Below are 19,492 nucleotides of genomic sequence, written 5' to 3' on the forward strand. Positions count from 1 at the left end.
GTGCACGCTGAAACGTGGGAGTCGGCGGCGTACCTGATCGCCGGCCTGTTGTTCGTGGCCAGCCTCGCGGGGCTCGCCAAGCACGAGACCTCGCGCCGCGGGGTCTGGTTCGGGATCGCCGGGATGGCGATCGCGCTGGTCGCGACGGCGGCCACCGCGCTGGGCCTGGCGTCGGGCCTCGGCATCACGCTGCTGCTCATCGCGCTCGTGATCGGCGCCGCGATCGGGGTGTGGCGGGCGCGCGTGGTCGAGATGACGGGCATGCCCGAGCTGATCGCGCTGATGCACAGCTTCGTCGGTCTCGCCGCGGTGCTCGTCGGCTGGAACGGGTTCCTCGAGGTCGAGGGGAACGCCGCGCAGACCGAGCTCGTGGGGTCGCTGCTGGGCATCCACCACGCCGAGGTCGTGATCGGCGTGTTCATCGGCGCCGTGACGTTCACCGGCTCGATCATCGCCTACCTGAAGCTGTCGGCGCGGATCCCGTCGGCGCCGCTGCAACTGCCGGGCAAGAACGTGCTCAACCTCGGCGCGCTGGTCGCGTTCGCGGTGCTCACGGTGTTCTTCGTGATCGCCCCGGCCACGTGGCTGCTCGTGGTGGTCACGGTGCTGGCGCTGGCGCTCGGCGTCCACCTCGTCGCCTCGATCGGCGGCGGCGACATGCCGGTGGTCGTGTCGATGCTCAACAGCTACTCCGGCTGGGCCGCGGCCGCGTCGGGCTTCCTGCTGGGCAACGACTTGCTGATCATCACCGGCGCGCTCGTCGGCTCGTCCGGTGCGTACCTGTCCTACGTGATGTGCAAGGCGATGAACCGGTCGTTCGTCTCCGTCATCGCGGGCGGCTTCGGTGCGCCGGCGACCAGTGGCCCGGCGGAGGTCACGGGCGAGCACCGCGAGATCGACGCGGCCGGGGTGGCCGAGCTGCTGTCGAACGCGAGCTCGGTGGTCATCACGCCGGGTTACGGCATGGCGGTCGCGCAGGCGCAGTCGCCGGTGGCCGAGCTGACGCGGCGGCTGCGCGCGCAGGGCGTGAACGTCCGGTTCGGCGTGCACCCGGTCGCCGGCCGGCTGCCCGGGCACATGAACGTGCTGCTCGCCGAGGCGAAGGTGCCCTACGACATCGTCCTGGAGATGGACGAGATCAACGACGACCTCGCCGACACCGACGTCGTGCTCGTGATCGGGGCCAACGACACCGTGAACCCGTCGGCGGCGGAAGACCCGGGCAGCCCGATCGCCGGCATGCCGGTGCTGCGGGTCTGGGAGGCCGGCCACGTCGTGGTGTTCAAGCGGTCGATGGCGCCGGGCTACGCGGGCGTCCAGAACCCGTTGTTCTTCCGCGAGAACAGCCAGATGCTCTTCGGCGACGCCAAGGAGCGCGTGCAGGACATCCTCGCCGCGCTGCCGGCCCGCGTCGGCTGAGTCCGCGCCGGCCGGGCCGGACACCACCACTCCGCGCCGCCGGACCGGGGGAGACAGACCCCGGACCGGCGGCGCGGTGCTGTGTCCGGCGCCCACTGTGGACAGTCCGGTCCGGGTCCCGTCGGGTCGTCGACTCGCACGGAGAACTGTGAACGTTGTTCGACTTCTGTGTTACGGGGGAACTGCGAAAAACAGGCTCGGGTGATTGTTCCGCCGTTCGAGTTGCACCCGCTCCGCACGTGTGGGAACGGGCGGAAAGTCCGCCCGGACGGATCCGTTTCGCCCGACCGGGTGGCGGGTACAACCGTAAAAGGCCCCGCTGTCAAGGGCTTTGAGGGAATCAGGCACACTGACCGTGCTCGCGTTCGCACGGAAATCAGCACAGCCAAGAGGGGCGTTGCCATGACCGGCCGGCTCGGTATCGACGACGTCATCCCGACCGTCAGCTGCGGTCGGTACCCGGCGAAAGCCGTTGTGGGAGAACACTTTCCGGTCTCCGCCACGGTGTGGCGCGAGGGGCACGACGCCGTGGCGGCCACCGTCGCGTGGCGCGGTCCCGGCGACCGGGTCTCGCGCCAGACGCGGATGGCCGAGCGCGGCAAGGGTCTGGATCTCTTCGCCGCCGTGATCGTGCCCGACACCGAGGGACTGTGGACCTACCGGGTAGACGCGTGGAGCGACCCGTGGGCGACGTGGGAACACGCCGTCGAGGTCAAGATCGCTGCGGGGCAAGGACCCGAGGACCTCGCGAACGACTTGGAGAACGGCGCGCGGCTGCTCGAGCGCGTGTCCCGGCGGCCCGAGCGTCGCGGCGAGCGCGCGCTGCTCGCGGGCGCGGCGACGGACCTGCGCGACACCGGCCGCGATCTCGGCGCGCGGGTGGGCGCCGCGCTTTCGCCCGAAGTGCGCCACTTGATGCACGAATTCCCCGTGCGGGAACTGATCACCAAAGGCAAACCGCTGAAGCTGTGGGTCGACCGCAAACGCGCGGCCTTCGGATCCTGGTACGAGTTCTTCCCGCGCTCCACGGGCGGGGTCGACGAGCAGGGCAAGGCCGTCCACGGCACGTTCGCCACCGCGGCGCGTTCACTCGACCGGGTCGCGGGCATGGGCTTCGACGTGGTGTACCTGCCGCCGATCCACCCGATCGGGCGAGTGAACCGCAAGGGCCCCAACAACACCCTCGTCGCCACCCCCGAGGACGTCGGCTCGCCGTGGGCCATCGGCGCCGACGAGGGCGGGCACGACGCGATCCACCCGGACCTCGGCACGTTCGACGACTTCGACGCCTTCGTCGCCCGCGCCGAAGAGCTCGGCATGGAGGTGGCGCTCGACCTCGCGCTGCAGGCCGCGCCCGACCACCCGTGGGTCCTCAAGCACCCGGAGTTCTTCACCACGCGCCCGGACGGCACGATCGCCTACGCCGAGAACCCGCCGAAGAAGTACCAGGACATCTACCCGGTCAACTTCGACAACGACCCGCGCGGCATCTACGACGAGGTGCTCCGCGTCGTGCTCCACTGGGTGTCGCACGGGGTGCGCATCTTCCGGGTCGACAACCCGCACACCAAGCCGCCGGACTTCTGGGCGTGGCTGATCCAGTCGGTCAAGGACGCGCACCCCGACGTGCTGTTCCTGGCCGAGGCGTTCACGCGTCCGGCGCGGCTGTGGGGCCTGGCGAAGCTCGGCTTCACCCAGAGCTACACCTACTTCACCTGGCGCACGAGCAAGGAGGAGCTGACCGAGTTCGGCACCGACCTGGTCGAGCACTGGAACGAGGGCCGCCCCAACCTGTTCGTGAACACCCCGGACATCCTCCACGAGTCGCTGCAGCACGGCGGCCCCGGGATGTTCGCGCTGCGGGCGGCGCTGGCCGCCACGCTGTCGCCGACGTGGGGCGTCTACTCCGGGTACGAGCTCTACGAGCACCAGCCGGTGCGCGAGGGCAGCGAGGAGTACCTCGACTCGGAGAAGTACCAGTTGCGTCCACGCGACTTCGAGCGCGCGCTGGCCGAAGGCCGCTCGCTGGAGCCGTGGCTCACGAAGCTGAACACGATCCGCAAGATCCACCCGGCATTGCAGGGCATGCGCACCCTGCGGTTCCACCACGTCGACAACGGCGCGCTGCTCGCCTACTCCAAACAGGACCCGGCGACCGGCGACACCGTCGTCACGGTGGTGAACCTCGATCCGCACGGTGCGCAGGAAGGCACCCTGTGGCTCGACCTGGAGTCGCTCGGCTTCGACTGGCACGAGCGGCTCATCGCCCACGACGAGGTCACCGGGGAGACCTGGGACTGGGGCCAGGCCAACTTCGTCCGGCTCGAACCGTGGCGTGCCGTCGCGCACGTCGTCGCGGTCCGCCGCCGGCTCGCGGGATAACCGGGTCTCTGAAGGATTTTTCCAGCCACCCTGCACGCACGGCACGCGGCAGGGACGATCGAACGTACCGCCGGACGCGGGACGAGGTGGAGTTTGATGGACGACGAGAGCCGGCCCGACGCAGCTCTGGGCCTGGACGGTGTTCCCCACACGGGCGAGGCGATGACCGCCGAGGGCCTGCTCGTGGAACCGCAGGCGGACGAGTTCGCGCACGCCGAAGAGGCACCGCGCGATCCGCACTGGTTCAAGGGCGCCGTGTTCTACGAGGTGCTCGTGCGCGCCTTCACCGACTCGAACGGTGACGGCACGGGCGACCTGCGCGGGCTCGCGAGCCGGCTGGACTACCTGGAGTGGCTCGGCGTCGACTGCCTGTGGCTGCCGCCGTTCTACGCGTCGCCGCTGCGCGACGGCGGCTACGACATCAGCGACTTCCGCTCGGTGCTGCCGGAGTTCGGCACCGTCGAGGACTTCGTGTACCTGCTCGGCGAGGCGCACCGGCGCGGCATCCGCGTGATCACCGACCTGGTGCTCAACCACACCTCCGACGCGCACCCGTGGTTCCAGCAGTCGCGTTCGGACCCGGACGGCCCGTACGGCGACTACTACGTGTGGAGCGACGACGACTCGCGCTACGCCGACGCGCGCATCATCTTCGTCGACACCGAGACGTCGAACTGGACCTACGACCCGGTGCGCGGCCAGTTCTACTGGCACCGCTTCTTCAGCCACCAGCCGGACCTCAACTACGAGAACCCGGCCGTGCAGGAAGCGATGATCGACGTGCTGCGGTTCTGGCTCGACCTCGGCATCGACGGGTTCCGGCTCGACGCGGTGCCGTACCTGTTCGAGCAGGAGGGCACCAACTGCGAGAACCTGCCGCGCACGCACGAGTTCCTCAAGCGCTGCCGCAAGGTCGTCGACGACGAGTTCCCCGGCCGGATCCTGCTGGCCGAGGCGAACCAGTGGCCCTCCGACGTGGTCGAGTACTTCGGCGACCCGGACGTCGGCGGCGACGAGTGCCACATGGCGTTCCACTTCCCGCTGATGCCGCGCATCTTCATGGCGGTGCGGCGCGAGTCGCGGTTCCCGATCTCGGAGATCCTGCTGCAGACCCCGCAGATCCCGAGCGGCACGCAGTGGGGCATCTTCCTGCGCAACCACGACGAGCTCACGCTCGAGATGGTCACGGACGAAGAGCGCGACTACATGTACTCCGAGTACGCCAAGGACCCGCGGATGAAGGCCAACATCGGCATCCGCCGGCGCCTGGCGCCGCTGCTGGACAACGACCGCAACCAGCAGGAACTCTTCACCGCGATGCTGCTCTCGCTGCCGGGCTCGCCCGTTCTGTACTACGGTGACGAGATCGGCATGGGAGACAACATCTGGCTCGGTGACCGCGACGCGGTCCGCACCCCCATGCAGTGGACGCCGGACCGCAACGCCGGCTTCTCCTCCTGCGACCCCGGCCGCATCTACCTGCCGGTGATCATGGACCCGGTCTACGGGTACGAGGCCCTCAACGTCGAGGCCCAGTCGAACAACGTGTCGTCGCTGCTGAACTGGACGCGGCGGATGATCGAGGTGCGCAAGCAGCACCACGCGTTCGCCGAGGGCGACTTCGTGGACCTCGGCGGCTCCAACCCGAGCGTGCTGGCGTACAAGCGCCAGTGGCGCCGGCCGGACGGGCGCGAGGACGTGGTGCTGTGCGTGAACAACCTGTCGCGCTTCCCGCAGCCGGTCGAGCTCGACCTGGCCGGGCACCGCGGCTCGGTGCCGGTGGAGCTCACCGGCGGGGTGCGGTTCCCGGAGGTCGGTGAACTTCCGTACCTGCTCACGCTGCCCGGACACGGGTTCTACTGGTTCCAGCTCCTCGAGCGGGAAGCCGAAGGCGAAATGAGGTGAGTGCCTTGAGCGACCACGGGCACCTGGTCGAGCAGCTCGTCGCCGAGCTGCCGTCCTGGCTTCCGGCACAGCGGTGGTTCGCGGGCAAGGACCGGCCGATCACGGCCGTCCGCGCCCTGGCGTCCACGGTGCTGGTCGACGGCGACCCGCAGCTGCTGCACGTGGTCGTCGAGGTGGTGCAGGGCGAGCGGTCCGAGCCCTACCAGCTGCTGGTCGGGCGCCGGTCGCACCCGCCGGAGATCTCGTCCTCGGCGTGGATCGGCGCCGACGGCGGCCTCAACTTCTACGAGGCCAGCGGCGACGCGGACCTGACCGCGGTGCTGCTGGACCACATGGTGGCCGGCGACCGCGTCGGCCCGCTGGTGTTCGAGCACGAGCCCGGTGCGCGGCTGACCGGCGGGTTGCGCGCCCGGCCCATCACCTCCGAGCAGAGCAACACCTCGCTGGTGTACGGCGGGCAGTACATCCTCAAGCTGTTCCGCAAGCTCAGCCCGGGGACGAACAAGGACCTGCTGCTGCACCGCGCGCTGCAGAAGGCGGGCTGCGAGCACATCGCCGAGGTCGTCGGCTCGATCACCGGCGAGCTCGCCGGGGAGCCGGCGACGATCGCGATGCTGCAGGTGTTCCTGCCCGACGCCGTCGACGGCTGGGCCATGGCCACCACGAGCGTGCGCGACCTGATGGCCGAGCCCGAGCTGCGCCCCGACGAGGTCGGCGGCGACTTCGCCGGCGAAGCCGAGCGCCTCGGCGCGGCGGTGGCGCACGTCCACACCGATCTCGCGGCGGCGCTGGGCGCGCACCCGGTGGACGAGTCCGAGCTCGACCGCACGGTGGCGGGCATGACCGAGCGGCTCGACCGGATCGCGCGTGACGTCCCGGAGCTGGGCGAGCACGTGCCCGCGCTGCACAAGGTGTTCGACGCGCTGCGCGAGCTGCCGCCGGGCCGGCCGGGGATCTCGATGCAGTACATCCACGGCGACCTGCACCTCGGCCAGGTGCTGCGCACGGTCGGCGGCTGGCTGCTGCTCGACTTCGAGGGCGAGCCGGCGGCGCCACTGGAGGAGCGGCACGCGTTGCGGTCGCCGCTGCGCGACGTCGCGGGCATGCTGCGCTCGTTCGACTACGCGGCCCGGCAGCTGCTGGTGGGCCAGCCGGACGACCCGGCGCTGACCGAACGCGCGCTCGAATGGGCGCGCCGCAACCGCACGGCCTTCTGCGACGGGTACGCCGGGGCCGCCGGCCCGATCGGCGACCCGCGCGAGCACGGAGAGCTGCTTCGTGCGTTCGAACTCGACAAAGCGGTGTACGAAGTGGCCTACGAGCACGCGAACCGGCCCGACTGGCTGGCCGTGCCCCTGGCGGCGATCGCCCGCATCGCCCACGGAGGTGAGTGAAGACGTGAACGCGGTTTCCCGGGATCTGCCCGCGGCGGCTCCGTCCCCGCAGGACATCGACCGGCTGCTGGCCGGCTCGCACCACGACCCGCACTCGGTGCTCGGCGTGCACGCCCAGGGGACGGTGGGCATCGGCAGCACGAGCCCCGGCACCGTCGTCGCGCGCGCGTTGCTGCCAGGGGCGAAGTCCGTCTCCGTGCTGGCGGGGGACCGGCGGTTCCCGCTGGAACGCGTGGCCGACGCGTTGTTCGCGGCCCCGCTGCCCGAGCACCCGGGCGACTACCGGCTCGAGGTCGACTACGACGGGCACACCGTGGTCACCGACGACCCGTACCGCTGGCTGCCCACGGTCGGCGAGCTCGACCTGCACCTCATCGGCGAGGGCCGCCACGAACGGCTGTGGGACGTCCTCGGCGCGCACGTGCGCGACTACGACACGCCTCACGGCGCGGTCGAAGGCGTGTCGTTCGCGGTGTGGGCGCCGACCGCGCGCGGAGTGCGGGTGATCGGCGACTTCAACGGCTGGGAGGGCCGCGGGCACGCGATGCGCTCGCTCGGCTCGTCGGGTGTGTGGGAGCTGTTCGTGCCCGGCGTGCCGGTCGGCTCCTGCTACAAGTTCCGGATCCTCGGCGCCGACGGGCACTGGCACGAGAAGGCCGACCCGATGGCGTTCGCGACCGAGGTGCCGCCCGCGACGGCGTCGAAGGTCACGAAGTCGGCCTACACCTGGGCCGACGACGAGTGGACCGCGCGCCGTGAGGCGACGAACTGGGCCGACGCGCCGATGAGCGTGTACGAGGTGCACCTCGGCTCGTGGCGGCCCGGGCTGGACTACCGCGAGCTGGCCGACCAGCTCGCCGACTACGTGACCGACACCGGCTTCACCCACGTGGAGTTCCTGCCCGTGGCCGAGCACCCGTTCGGCGGTTCGTGGGGCTACCAGGTCACGTCGTACTACGCGCCGACCTCGCGCTTCGGCTCGCCCGACGACTTCCGCCACCTCGTGGACCACCTGCACCAGCGGGGGATCGGCGTCCTCGTGGACTGGGTGCCCGCGCACTTCCCGCGCGACATCTGGGCGCTCGCGCGCTTCGACGGCAGCCCGCTCTACGAGCACGAGGACCCGCGCCGCGGCGAGCAGCCCGACTGGGGCACGCTCGTGTTCAACTTCGGCCGCAACGAGGTGCGCAACTTCCTCGTGGCCAACGCGCTGTACTGGCTGGAGGAGTTCCACCTCGACGGCCTGCGCGTGGACGCCGTCGCGTCGATGCTCTACCTCGACTACTCGCGCAAGGACGGCGAGTGGCTGCCCAACGAGTACGGCGGCCGCGAAAACCTCGACGCCGTCCGGTTCCTGCAGGAGCTCAACGCGACCGTCTACCGGCGGCACCCGGGCGTGGTGATGGTGGCCGAGGAGTCCACCGCGTGGCCGGGCGTCACGCGGCCGACGCACCTCGGCGGCCTCGGCTTCGGCTTCAAGTGGAACATGGGCTGGATGCACGACACGCTGCGCTACCTCGGCCACGAGCCGATCCACCGCGCGTACCACCACAACGAGATGACGTTCTCGCTCGTCTACGCGTGGAGCGAGAACTTCGTGCTGCCGCTTTCACACGACGAAGTGGTGCACGGCAAGGGTTCCCTGTGGCAGCGGATGCCGGGCGACGACTGGAACAAGGCGGCGGGGCTGCGTTCGCTGCTGGCGTTCATGTGGGCCCACCCGGGCAAGCAGCTGCTGTTCATGGGCGGCGAGTTCGGGCAGCCGCAGGAGTGGTCGGAGTCGCGCTCGCTCGACTGGCACCTGCTGGAGCAGCCGCTGCACCGCGGTGTGCAGGACCTGCTGCGCCGGCTCAACGACATCTACCGGTCCACCGCCGCGCTCTTCAGCGGCGACGTGCGGCCGGAGGGCTTCCAGTGGATCGACGCCAACGACTCGGCCGGCAACGTGCTCAGCTTCCTGCGCATCGGCTCCGACGGGTCGCGCTTGGCGTGCATCGCGAACTTCGCGGGCGTGCCGCACCACGACTACCGCGTGGGCCTGCCCGCCGCCGGGCGCTGGACCGAGCTGCTGAACACCGACGCCGAGGTCTACGGCGGCTCCGGGGTCGGCAACCTGGGCGCGGTCGAGGCGGTCGCGAAGCCGTGGCACGGCCTGCCGGCGTCGGCAGTGCTGCAGCTGCCGCCGAACGGCGTCCTGTGGTTGCTGGAGGAGGCCTCGGTTACCGTCGAATGAGGCTGTCGGAAAATTCCTCACGTTAATCCTTGCCGGTGAACAACCGGTCGGGTTAGCTTTGTTGCCATCCACAACAAACCGGGGGTGGCGCCGCCAGGCCGCCCCTCGAGCGACGAGGGATGACGACGATGAAGTCTCTGAAGACGTCCGCCCGGTGGCGGCTGCTGGCGATCCCGGCGGCCCTGGCGGTGGCGGGAGCCGTGACGCTCACGGCGACACCGGCCGGCAACGCGGCTCCGGCGAGCCCGGCCGCCACGTTCACCGACGACTTCGACGGGCCCGCGGGCAGCCCGGCCGACGGCTCGAAGTGGAACTACGAGACCGGCGACAACGTGAACAACCACGAGCGCGAGTGGTACACCTCCGGTGCGGCCAACGCGGCGCTCGACGGCCAGGGTCACCTGGTGATCACGGCCAAGAAGGAGAGCTCGGGCAACAACTGCTGGTACGGCCCGTGCGAGTACACCTCGGCGCGGCTCAACACGTCCGGCAAGTTCTCCACCAGCTCCGGCCACGTCGAGGTCCGCATGAAGCTCCCGCGCGGGCAGGGCATGTGGCCCGCGTTCTGGATGCTCGGCGGCGGCAACTGGCCGACGGACGGCGAGATCGACGTCATGGAGAACATCGGCAAGGAGCCGACCACCGTGCACGGCACGATCCACGGCCCGGGGTACTCGGGCGCCAACGGCATCGGCGCGGCCTACAACGGCCCGAACTTCTCCGACGACTTCCACACCTACGCGGTGGACTGGTCCACGAACAAGATCGTGTGGTCGGTGGACGGCAACGCCTACGAGACGCGCACGCCGGCCGACCTGAACGGCAACAAGTGGGTCTACGACCACCCGTTCTTCCTCATCCTCAACCTCGCCGTGGGCGGCGACTGGCCCGGTGACCCGGACGGTGGCACGCAGTTCCCGCAGCAGCTCGTGGTCGACTACGTGCACGTGAGCTGAGCGTCCACTTCGGACGTCTCACCTGGGCGGTTCACGCCACCGGACGCCTCCGCGAATTCGGGCCGCTGCGGCGGGCGGAGATCGGGCGGCGCGGATCTCCGCGGCTTCGCCCGGCTCGACTTGCGGCGAGCCGGGCGAAGCTCCGGAACCAGCTCGCCGCGGGGTGACCGGACCTGGCCCGGGCCGGGGTTTTCCGTTGCGCCGGCGGGAAACCCGGCCCGGGCCGGAACCCTGACCCCGTAGTCGCCCACGGTGGACCTACAGCCAGCCGCGGGCTTTCGCGTTCATGCCGGCCTGGAAGCGGGTCGTGGCGTTGAGCTCGGTCATCAGCCGCTGCACGCGCCGCTGCGTCGTGCGAGGGCTCCAGCCGAGCGCGCGGCCGATGCCGGCGTCGGTCTGCCCGGCGGCGAGCAAGGTGAGCAGCGTCGTCGTCTCGGGATCACGGTGCGGCGCCGGGTCGGTGAGGGCCTCTGCGATGGGCACGGCACGGTCCCACTCCGCTTCGAACAACGTGACGAGCGCGTCGAGCAAGGCCGAGGCATGGACGATGTAGGCCGCGTCGACGACGTGCGGTGACGAGCTGATCGGGATCACCGCCACCTCCTCGTCGGCCATCACCATCTTGATCGGCAGCTGGGGGCGCACCCGCGAGCGTTCGCCGTCGGTGCCGCTCACGAGGATGTCGTTCTGCAGCCGGCCGGGGACGGCGATCGCCTCGCGGTCGTAGATCACGCGGTAGACGATGCCGGCCTTGAGCCGCTGCCGTTCCGGGTCGAGGTTCTCCCCGGGCGCGCTGACGTACGGCGGCCGGTCGAGCCCGCGGATCTGCGTGCGGGCCTCGTCCTGCAGCCGCCGCACGCGGACCTCGATGTTCTCCGCGCCGGTCACGACCTCGACGAGCTCGGCGGGATGGGTGAACCGGCTGGCTTCGCGGTGCACGGCCATGAGGTCCTCGATCGCCGCGCGGGCGCTGCGCAGCTCGGCCGCGCGTTCGGCCGCGAGCGCACCCAATGCGATGTCGGGGGCCGCGGCCAGGTAACGCGCCGGGCGTCCGGGCACCCGGCTCGCCATGCCGCTCGCGGTGAGCCGGGAGAGCGCCCGCGCCACCTGCTGGGCGGAAAGTCCGCATTGTTCCACCAGGTCCACGGCCCGCGTGCGCGGATGGCCGAGCAGCGCCGTGTAGACGCGCGCGTCGGTGGCCGGGACGCCGAGCGCTTCGAGGTCCCGAAGCTGCTGGCGGGAACCCGCCACCTGGCGACTATTGGTCATGGTGGCTATCTTGCGCCACAGCGGGCGCGGCTGGGAAGTTGATCCGATCACTGGCCGACCGCTCAGTGCTTCCCCACCCCCCGACCCCTGTGAACTCCCCGTCCCCCCGACCCGAAAGGGAGCCAGGTGCCCCGCGCCCGAACGATCCCGTTTCGCCGTGTCCTGACCGCTGTCACCGCGGCCGTGACCCTCACCGGTCTCGCCGTCGCACCGGCCACCGCGGCAGGAGAGCCCGATCAGCCACCACCGTCGAGACACGTCGCGATGCCCGACGGCGGCGCCATCACCGTCGACGCCGACGGCACCGCGACCCGCACCGACGCCCACGGCAAGACACTCGGCAAGACCGTGCTCGCGTTGCCGCAGGGGACTTCCGCCCTCGGCTCGCTGGCGCCGACCGACGACGCCGTGCGCGCCGCCTTCACCCAGAGCGCCGCGCCCGGGCAGCCGAGTGACGTCCTCGTGCAGCTCGCCGCCTCCACCGCCGTGACCGGTGCCCCGCTCACGGCCGGTCGCCGCGCGGCCAAGACATCGGACAACGGCGTCAACGCGGCGCTGGCCGCGGTCGGCGCGACCTCCGTCGAACCGGTGTTCCCCGACGTCACCGATGTGCCCGCGCTGGCCAAGACCGTGCTGGTGCACCTCGCCGACAACAAGCACACCGATGCCGCCGTGCAGAAGCTCGCCGCCACGCCCGGCGTGGTGAGCGCGCAGCCCGACGGCCGCGTCTCGGCGATGTCCACCGGCCCGGTGCCCGTGCCGCAGCCGGCGGTGAAAGCGGCGAAACTGCCGCAGGCGCACCAGAAACCGCCGACCGGCGTGCCCTCGAACTACGGCGTGACGTCGTCGGCGCAGAGCTACCTCAACGCGGGCGCCACCGACGCGCTCGGCGCGTACAGCCTGCTGCACGGGAAGCTCCCGGGCAGCGGCGAGATCATCACCAACGTCTCCCTCGGCGACCTCACCGACCAGGGCATGGCCGACGCGGGCGACAGCTACGTGCGCAACTACGGCCCGACCACCGTCGTGCAGGGCGGCCAGCGCTACCTCGACGTGCCGTCGATGCCGCTGATCCCCACCTACACCGCCGACTCCTCGGGCCGGCTCGACCCGCTGGGCTCGGTCGAAAACCAGGACCCCGCGCTCGGTGAGGTGCTGCTCGACTTCGGCGTGATGGCCCCGCTGCCGCACGACACGCAGCGCGCCGGCGCCCAGGGCGACGGCTTCACGGACCTGCTCGGCATCGCGCCCGGCGCGCAGTACCGGCTGGTGGTGCCGCAGGAGCCGACGCTCGACCAGATCTCCGTGGCGCTGCTGGCCGCCGCGCGCCAGCAGCCGCGGCCGGACGTGATCACCGCGAGCCTCGGTGTCGGCACCGACAGCGCGGGCTTCCCGGGCCGCTACCTCGAAGACGACCCGGTGGCGCAGGCCGTGATCTCGACGATCGTGAAGCAGTACCACATCGTGGTCACCATCTCCTCCAACGACGGCACGCGCCTCTACACCCCGGCCGCGGTCGGCCCGGACGGCGGCAGCACGCCCACCGACGTGACCAAGGACGCCAGCGCCACGACCGACATCGCGGACGACCAGTTCTCCACCACGCCGACGAAGGTGCTCGACAGCGGCGCGATCGCCGTCGGCGGCACCACCCTCGACGACACGCTCGCCGTGCCGCAGCAGGCCGGCGGCGCGGCGGCGCACAACCCGACCTTCGCCACGACCCGCACCGACGGCGGGGCCAACTTCTCGTCGGGCTTCGGCACGCGCGTGGACGTTTCCGCGCCCAGCGACGGCATTCTCGTCGTGGAGCACACACAGCGCGGTGGCGCGCAGGACGTCACGCCGGTGCTCAACGGCGGCACTTCGGCGTCCGCGCCGATGACCGCGGCCGCGGCGGCGGTGGTGCTGCAGGCGGCGAAGCTGGCCGGCCGCTCGCTGAGCCCGGCCGACGTGCGCACGGTCCTGCAGCACACGGCGCGGCCCGTCGCTTCGCCGCCGCAGATGGACCGGCCGGTGACGGTCGGTCCGCAGATCGACGTGACCGCGGCCGTGCAGTCGGTGCTCGGTGATCGTCGTGGCGACCCCGCCATCACGAGGGTTTCCGTGGCGCACCGCGTGACCGAGGGCGGGCTCGGCGGTTCCTTCACCGAGAACGCCGACGGCGGCCGCATCGACCTCGACACCGGTGGCACCGGGGAGGGACTGGTCGGCCCGGTCACCGTCGGCGCCGACGTGGTGGGCGCCCCGGCGAAGGCGACCTACGCGGTGAACGTCCACGGGCACGAGTTCACCTCGACCGTGCCCGCCGTGCGGCTGAGCCCCCAGGAAATCCTGGCGGCAGCGGGACTTCCGGTGGTGTCCACAGAGGACCGTACGGTGCCCGTCACCTTCGAGGTCCGCTCGGGGCACCGTGTGGTGGCGTCGGCACCGCAGACGCTCACCTTCGGCCCGACCGACGGCACCTTCGCCGAGGCGCTCGCCCCGGTGGCGCCGGCGACCGTGGCCGTGGGCAAGGACGTGCGGGTGCACTACGACCTCACCGGCGTGCGGAACCTGTCGAACCCGCAGGTGGTCGTGTCCACGCTGGGGCACTGGAACCCGGTCAACGCGCCGCTGTTCGGCACGGGGTTCGTCGCGCCGATCACCGCGACCTCGGGTGACGTGGTCGTGCCGGCTTCGGCGTTCGCCGGCGGCGCCGGGATCTACGGCATCGGGATCGTGCAGCGGTCGGTGACCGGCACCGCCGGTGACCCGACGTACGGCGAGTTCGCCGCGATCCGCGTCGGCGGCGCGGCGCAGCGGCCCGACGCGCCGATCCTCACCGCGGGCGGGACCTCCGGGCACTTCGCGGAGATCACCCGGGCCGCACCGGCGTTCTCGCTCGGCTACGACGTGCGCGGCGTGCCGGGTGCGACGGGCGCGGCGGTGGAGGTGTCGGCCCCCGCGCCGACGCTGTACAACTCGTTCAACACCGTGACCAACGCCAACGGCGACCGGCGCGACCAGGGCGGCCCGAGCGCGGGATCCGTGGCGTACCAGCAGCTTCCGGCGCGCAACGGCGTCGCGAAGCTCGATGCGGTGAAGCTCGGGCTGGGCGGTTCGGTGGCCTACGACGTGCGCGTGCTCGCCACCGACCGCCAGGGCAAGGTGCTCGGCCAGGCGTCGCCGACGTCGTTCCTCGCGGTCGACGACGGCTACGCGCCCGGCAACGCCGTGGTGACGAGTTTCGCCGCGGCGGCCCAGGGTCTGTCGTACGCCGCGCTGCGCACGCCCGGCGGCGGTGAGTCGGTGCAGGAGTACGACGCCGTGAAGGGCACATACGGGCGGGTGCTCACGTCCGACGCGTCCGGCGACGGCGGCTACCAGGTGCTCGGCGCGGACGCTTCGGCGCACCGGCTGGCGTTGCTGCACTTCACCAGTGCCGGGTGGACGCTGGACACCTACGACACGACGTCGTTGCAGCAGGTGGCTTCCGTGACCGCGGACGGCTTCTCGGTGCAAGGCGGCCGCGTGGACGCGACCCGGCACCGCGCGGCGATCCTGGCCAAGCGGACGGCGGACAACACCGATTTCGTCCTCCCGCTGACGCTGGCCGACGGCGCGCTCGGCACGCCGCTGCTCGCGGACCCGCCGGGTGCGGTGGCGGGTGCGTTCAAGATGATCGAGCTCGACCAGGCCACCGGGCTGGTCTACCTCGCGCGCACCGGCGGCGGCCCGATCTGCTTCGGCGGCGGCGCGGCCTCGATGGCGAGCGTCGACCTCGACTCGGGCGCGACGACCCTGTCGGGCGCGGGCAGCATCTGCGCGAACGCGATGGCCTACGACGACGGCGCGAACAAGCTGTACCAGCTGGTGTACCGCTCGGTGAGCCTCAACATCGTCGGCACCACCTCGCTGGGCGCGATCGCGGGCGACACGCTGACGGCGGGGGAGTCCTACACGGTGCGCCAGCAGCAGGCGGCGTTCCTCGCCGTGGACGGGGTGCACCACCTCGGCCTGGTCGCGTTCCGCACGCCGCCGGTGATCTCGCAGTTCGGCAAGGTCGGCGGCGTGATCACCGACAACAACGCGACGAGCCAGCTCGCGGTGATCGACCTGGCGACCGGCAAGCAGGTGTCGGTGGTGTCCGGGCTGAACTTCGTGTCGAGCCCCTTCGGCGGCGAGTACAACTCGCTCACCGAACGCTCGGTGCAGCTCGACCCGGCCACGCGCACCGGCTGGGTGCCTTCGTACGACGGGAGGCAGCTGCAGCAGTTCCGGTACTGAGGTTCTCGTGGCAGCGGCGGGGCCGGTCCGAGGTGGACCGGCCCCGCTGTCGTCTGGGTGGGCCGAAACGGCGGGTTTCTCGGGGGCAGCCGAGGTTCGGCGGGTTGCCGCTGGTCCGGAGTGGCCGGCCCTGAAACGCGGCCATGAAGTCGGCCCTTGCCCTGGTTCGGTGCGGTGGGCCGGAAGCGCGACGTCGGGGCCCTGCGGGTCGGCGCGCATGGGCGAGGGCGCCTTCGCGCTTCGGCATCTCGCCGGGGTCCGGTGTGAGCCGTGCCTTCGTGGACCGTGCGTTCGCCGAGATCCGGCGGCGGGGGTTGGATCGGGATCATGAACGGAGCTTTGGCGGGCAAGATCGCGGTGGTGACGGGCGCGACGCGCGGCGTGGGCAAGGGCATCGCCCTCGAGCTGGGCGCGGCGGGGGCGACGGTGTACGTCACGGGCCGCACCGCCGAACCCGGGCCGTTGCCCGGCACGCTCGCCGAGACGGCCGCCGAGGTGACCGCCCTCGGCGGCACCGGCATCGCCGTGCGCTGCGACCACCACGACGACGCCCAGGTGGAGGCGGTCTTCACGCGCGTCGCCGAGGAAGCGGGCCGGCTCGACGTGCTGGTGAACAACGTCTTCTCCGCGCCCGATCTGGCCGCCTGGCTGAACCGGCCGTTCTGGGACCTGCCGCTCACCGCGTGGGACGAGGTCCTCGGCATCGGCGCGCGCTCGCACTACGTGGCGAGCGTGTTCGCCGCCCCGCTCCTCTTCGCCGCGGGCGGCGGCCTCATCGCGAACATCTCGTCCTCGGGCGCGGCGGCGTACCAGCAGAACACCGTCTACGGCGTCGGCAAGGCCGCGGTCGACAAGATGACCGCCGACATGGCGCTGGAACTGCGCGACCGCGGCGTCGCGGCCGTCTCGATCTGGCCGGGCCTCGTGCGCACCGAACTGCTCGCCTTCGCCGGCCGCGCCACCCCCGACGGCCGCACCGTGCTGGACATCCCGGGCGCCGGCGAGTTCGACCTCGCCGCGGCGGAGTCCCCGCGCTTCGTCGGCCGCGGCGTCGCAGCCCTCGCGGCGGACCCCGCCGTGCTCACCCGCTCGGGCCGCGTCCACACCACCACGGACCTCGCCACGCACTACGCCTTCACCGACCTCGACGGCACGCTGCCGGGCGAGGTCGCCGCGTCCTGACCCACGGGATCCGCAGGGGGGTGATCCGGTCTCAGGAAAGATGGTGCGTGTGACGCAAAGAAGTCCCGTGCTCGAACTCGCCGACCTCCGCAAGACCTGTTCCCTGCTGCTGGACGAGATACAGCGCCGATTCGGCGATCGCATCAACCTGGCTGATGTGCCGGTCGACTACTACTGGAACGTCGACCTGGCCGCCGCGTTCGACAATCACCGCAGTCCCGAAGCGCACCTCGACTGCGGCCAGAGCAGCGACGACTTCGCCGAAGTGACCGCCGCGGCCCATCGCGGACCACACGACGTGATCGCGCTCTGGCACGACCTCGACCACCTGGCCGGAGTCCTGCGGCTGCTGGCTTTCCTCGACCTGCCGACCGGGCCTGCTCGGTGAGCCGACCCCGTGGAGGTGGCCCACCTGTCTCTCGCGAACGATCGTTGCGGCCGGAGCCGCCGGCCGCTCCTTGCGATCGGTACCACCGGCAGTAGCACAAAGGGCGCTCCGACGGTTGTCGAGGAGCCCTTCGCAGCGGTGGAAAAGTTCAGCCGCCCAGCTTCTTCGCGATTTCGCTCAGACCAGCGATCTGGTCGGCCGGGGGAGCGGTGATGGTGACGGGAGTTCCCCAGTCGCTGTAGTCGAGCGTGGTCTTGCCCAGGCCGGCGCCTGTGCCTTCGGCCTGGGTCAGTGCGGTCTCGTCCATCGTGATCTGGCGCGGGAGCTGGTTCTTGTCGATCCACAGCTCGGTCGGGAGCATGATGTGCTTGCCTTTGACCTGCTGCTCGACCTTGGCCTTGGTGGCGGCCGGCATCAACGTGGTGAACCTGTCCAGCGCCTTGTCGAGGTCGAGCTCCACCTTGTAGTGGTTCACCTTCTCGCCGTCCAGGGTGGTCTGGTCGGAGCTGACGATCCGGCCGGCTTCGCCGATCCGGTCGAGCAGCTCGGTCGGGTCACTCGCCTCGGAGGTCGACCCCATGCTGCCCGATATCGCCTGCGACAACGGATCGTTGGCACCCGGCGTGATCTTGAGCCACGCCTTGTCAGTGCCCATCTGGCTCGCCTCGGCCGGCGGAATCTTCACGTACAGCGTCTTGTCGACGATCCGCAACCCGACCTGCTGGCCTTCGACGGTCTCGGTCAGGGAAAGCTCGATGTCGCCCGGCTGGAACAAGTAGTCGCCTTGGGCCGTGACCGTCTTGCCGGCCGCGTTCGCCACGAGCGAGACTTTCGCCGTTTCGACTTCTGCGCGCCCTGTTTCGAGGCGGCCGACAGTTCGAGCACATTCTGGAACGGTGCGGCGAGCCTCAGCTCCGGTTTGTCACCGGTGCCCGATGCCGTCCCGTTCTGGCCCTTGGCACCACAGCCCGTCAGCACGAGCGCCAGTGCGGAGCCCGTGGCGACGACGAAAGTGGTTCTGCGCATGCAATCTCCCCGGAAGGTCCTTGGTTCATCCGCATATCGCCGTGGTGGGCCGGCGGTTACGCCATTTCGGTCACGATTCGGGGTAACCGTTCGACCAAAGGCGCGGTCGGCCTCTTTGCGACACCACGGGCAAATCCCAGTGGCACGCAAAACCGTCATAGGGATGAATTAACCCAGATATTCGAAAAGGTGGCATCCGGAGCTGAAACCACCACGGTAAATGATCAACTGTGCCGCACGAAATAGTCCGAATCGCACCATTATGACCGAAAAATCCCAGACATACGGCGACACATCCCCTCGGGTTCATCGCACAAGCCGAGACGAACACCACTCTCGACAACCGCTTAGGTTTGCCTAAGCTCACCCTGCCCGACCTGCCGGGCAGTCCTCTTGAGTCCGGAAAGGACCTTCGCCGTGAGTACCCCTGTCACTCAAGCCGTGCCTGTCGCGGGTTCCGTGTCTCCCACCCTCCGGCGGCTGCACGCTGCTGCCGCCGCCCGGATCGTGTTCGGCGTGGTGTGGGCGATCGACGCCACGTTCAAGTGGCTGCCCGGCTTCGTGCACGGTCAGACGCTCGGCAAGGAGCTGGGCAAGGCCGACAAGATCGCCGTCCCCGTGGTGCACCAGTGGCTGGAGCTGTGGCACACCGTCGCGAGCTGGAGCCCGGCGGCGTTCGCGGTGGGCACGGCGGTGATCGAGACGCTGATCGCCCTCGGGCTGATCTTCGGGGCGTTCTCGAACCTCGTGTTCCTCGGCAGCGCGGTGTTCTCGTTCGGGATCTGGTCGGCGGCCGAAGGCTTCCATCTGCCGTGGGACGCGCCGGGCATGACGGACCTCGGCCCGTCCGTCGGCTACATCTTCGCCTCGCTCGGCCTGTACTACGCGGCCGCCGGATCCGTGTGGAGTGTGGACACGGTCCTGCGGCCGAAGCTCGGCAAACTCTCCCGGCTGGCCGCCAACCCGGCCGCCGTCTAGTACTGCAACGGCAGTTGGTGGTGTTGTGGTAGATCATCCTGGTGGTGGTCGATGTGGTGATGGATCAGCTGGATCGGGTGCATGAGCGGAT

General features: G+C 70.7%; 11 protein-coding genes and 1 pseudogene. 10 read left to right on the top strand and 2 right to left on the bottom strand.

The window, feature by feature from the left end; genetic code table 11:
- The 6 genes and pseudogenes from pntB to AB0K15_RS34040 all read left to right on the top strand — a co-directional run.
- A complete protein-coding gene (gene pntB, locus AB0K15_RS34015; RefSeq protein ID WP_364059880.1) occupies positions 1–1,419 on the top strand; it encodes a Re/Si-specific NAD(P)(+) transhydrogenase subunit beta in 1,419 nt (472 codons plus the stop codon).
- A 402-nt stretch (positions 1,420–1,821) separates the two neighbouring features.
- On the top strand, positions 1,822–3,801 hold the full coding sequence (locus AB0K15_RS34020) for a maltotransferase domain-containing protein (protein WP_364059883.1): 1,980 nt from the start codon (positions 1,822–1,824) through the stop codon (positions 3,799–3,801).
- Positions 3,802–3,897: 96 nt separating this feature from the next.
- Positions 3,898–5,706 (top strand): maltose alpha-D-glucosyltransferase, encoded by a 1,809-nt coding sequence (gene treS, locus AB0K15_RS34025; RefSeq protein ID WP_364059886.1) that lies wholly within the window; start codon positions 3,898–3,900, stop codon positions 5,704–5,706.
- A 5-nt stretch (positions 5,707–5,711) separates the two neighbouring features.
- A complete protein-coding gene (locus AB0K15_RS34030; protein WP_364059889.1) occupies positions 5,712–7,100 on the top strand; it encodes an aminoglycoside phosphotransferase in 1,389 nt (462 codons plus the stop codon).
- 4 nt (positions 7,101–7,104) lie between these two features.
- Positions 7,105–9,333: a 1,4-alpha-glucan branching protein GlgB gene (gene glgB / locus AB0K15_RS34035; protein ID WP_364059892.1), complete on the top strand. Its 2,229-nt coding sequence runs from the start codon at positions 7,105–7,107 to the stop codon at positions 9,331–9,333.
- Between the two features lie 137 nt (positions 9,334–9,470).
- A pseudogene (locus tag AB0K15_RS34040) lies at positions 9,471–10,286 on the top strand (glycoside hydrolase family 16 protein); the annotation flags it as partial.
- Between the two features lie 261 nt (positions 10,287–10,547).
- Here the strand turns inward: AB0K15_RS34040 and AB0K15_RS34045 are convergent.
- Entirely contained in the window at positions 10,548–11,558 is a 1,011-nt protein-coding gene (locus tag AB0K15_RS34045; RefSeq protein WP_364059895.1) for a helix-turn-helix domain-containing protein, read from the bottom strand.
- 126 nt (positions 11,559–11,684) lie between these two features.
- Here AB0K15_RS34045 and AB0K15_RS34050 point away from each other — a divergent pair, with 126 nt between their 5' ends.
- From AB0K15_RS34050 to AB0K15_RS34060, 3 genes are all read left to right on the top strand, one after another.
- Positions 11,685–15,827 carry a S8 family serine peptidase gene (locus tag AB0K15_RS34050; protein WP_364059898.1) on the top strand — a complete coding sequence of 1,381 codons (4,143 nt, stop codon included), beginning with the start codon at positions 11,685–11,687 and terminating at the stop codon, positions 15,825–15,827.
- A 327-nt stretch (positions 15,828–16,154) separates the two neighbouring features.
- Positions 16,155–17,009, top strand: a complete 855-nt coding sequence (locus AB0K15_RS34055) for an SDR family NAD(P)-dependent oxidoreductase (RefSeq protein WP_364059901.1) — start codon at positions 16,155–16,157, stop codon at positions 17,007–17,009.
- A gap of 49 nt (positions 17,010–17,058) precedes the next feature.
- The gene (locus AB0K15_RS34060) at positions 17,059–17,397 is read left to right on the top strand and encodes a hypothetical protein (RefSeq protein WP_364059904.1); all 339 of its coding nucleotides are present in this window, start codon (positions 17,059–17,061) and stop codon (positions 17,395–17,397) included.
- A 148-nt stretch (positions 17,398–17,545) separates the two neighbouring features.
- On the opposite strand, the gene AB0K15_RS34065 is transcribed toward AB0K15_RS34060, so the two are convergent.
- On the bottom strand, positions 17,546–18,217 hold the full coding sequence (locus tag AB0K15_RS34065; RefSeq protein WP_364059907.1) for a hypothetical protein: 672 nt from the start codon (positions 18,215–18,217) through the stop codon (positions 17,546–17,548).
- 623 nt (positions 18,218–18,840) lie between these two features.
- On the opposite strand from AB0K15_RS34065, the gene AB0K15_RS34070 reads away from it, so the two are divergent.
- Positions 18,841–19,401, top strand: a complete 561-nt coding sequence (locus AB0K15_RS34070; protein WP_364059910.1) for a hypothetical protein — start codon at positions 18,841–18,843, stop codon at positions 19,399–19,401.
- Positions 19,402–19,492: the final 91 nt, after the last annotated feature.

Origin of the sequence: Amycolatopsis sp. NPDC049253 (assembly GCF_040678995.1) — a bacterium.
Taxonomy (GTDB): domain Bacteria; phylum Actinomycetota; class Actinomycetes; order Mycobacteriales; family Pseudonocardiaceae; genus Amycolatopsis.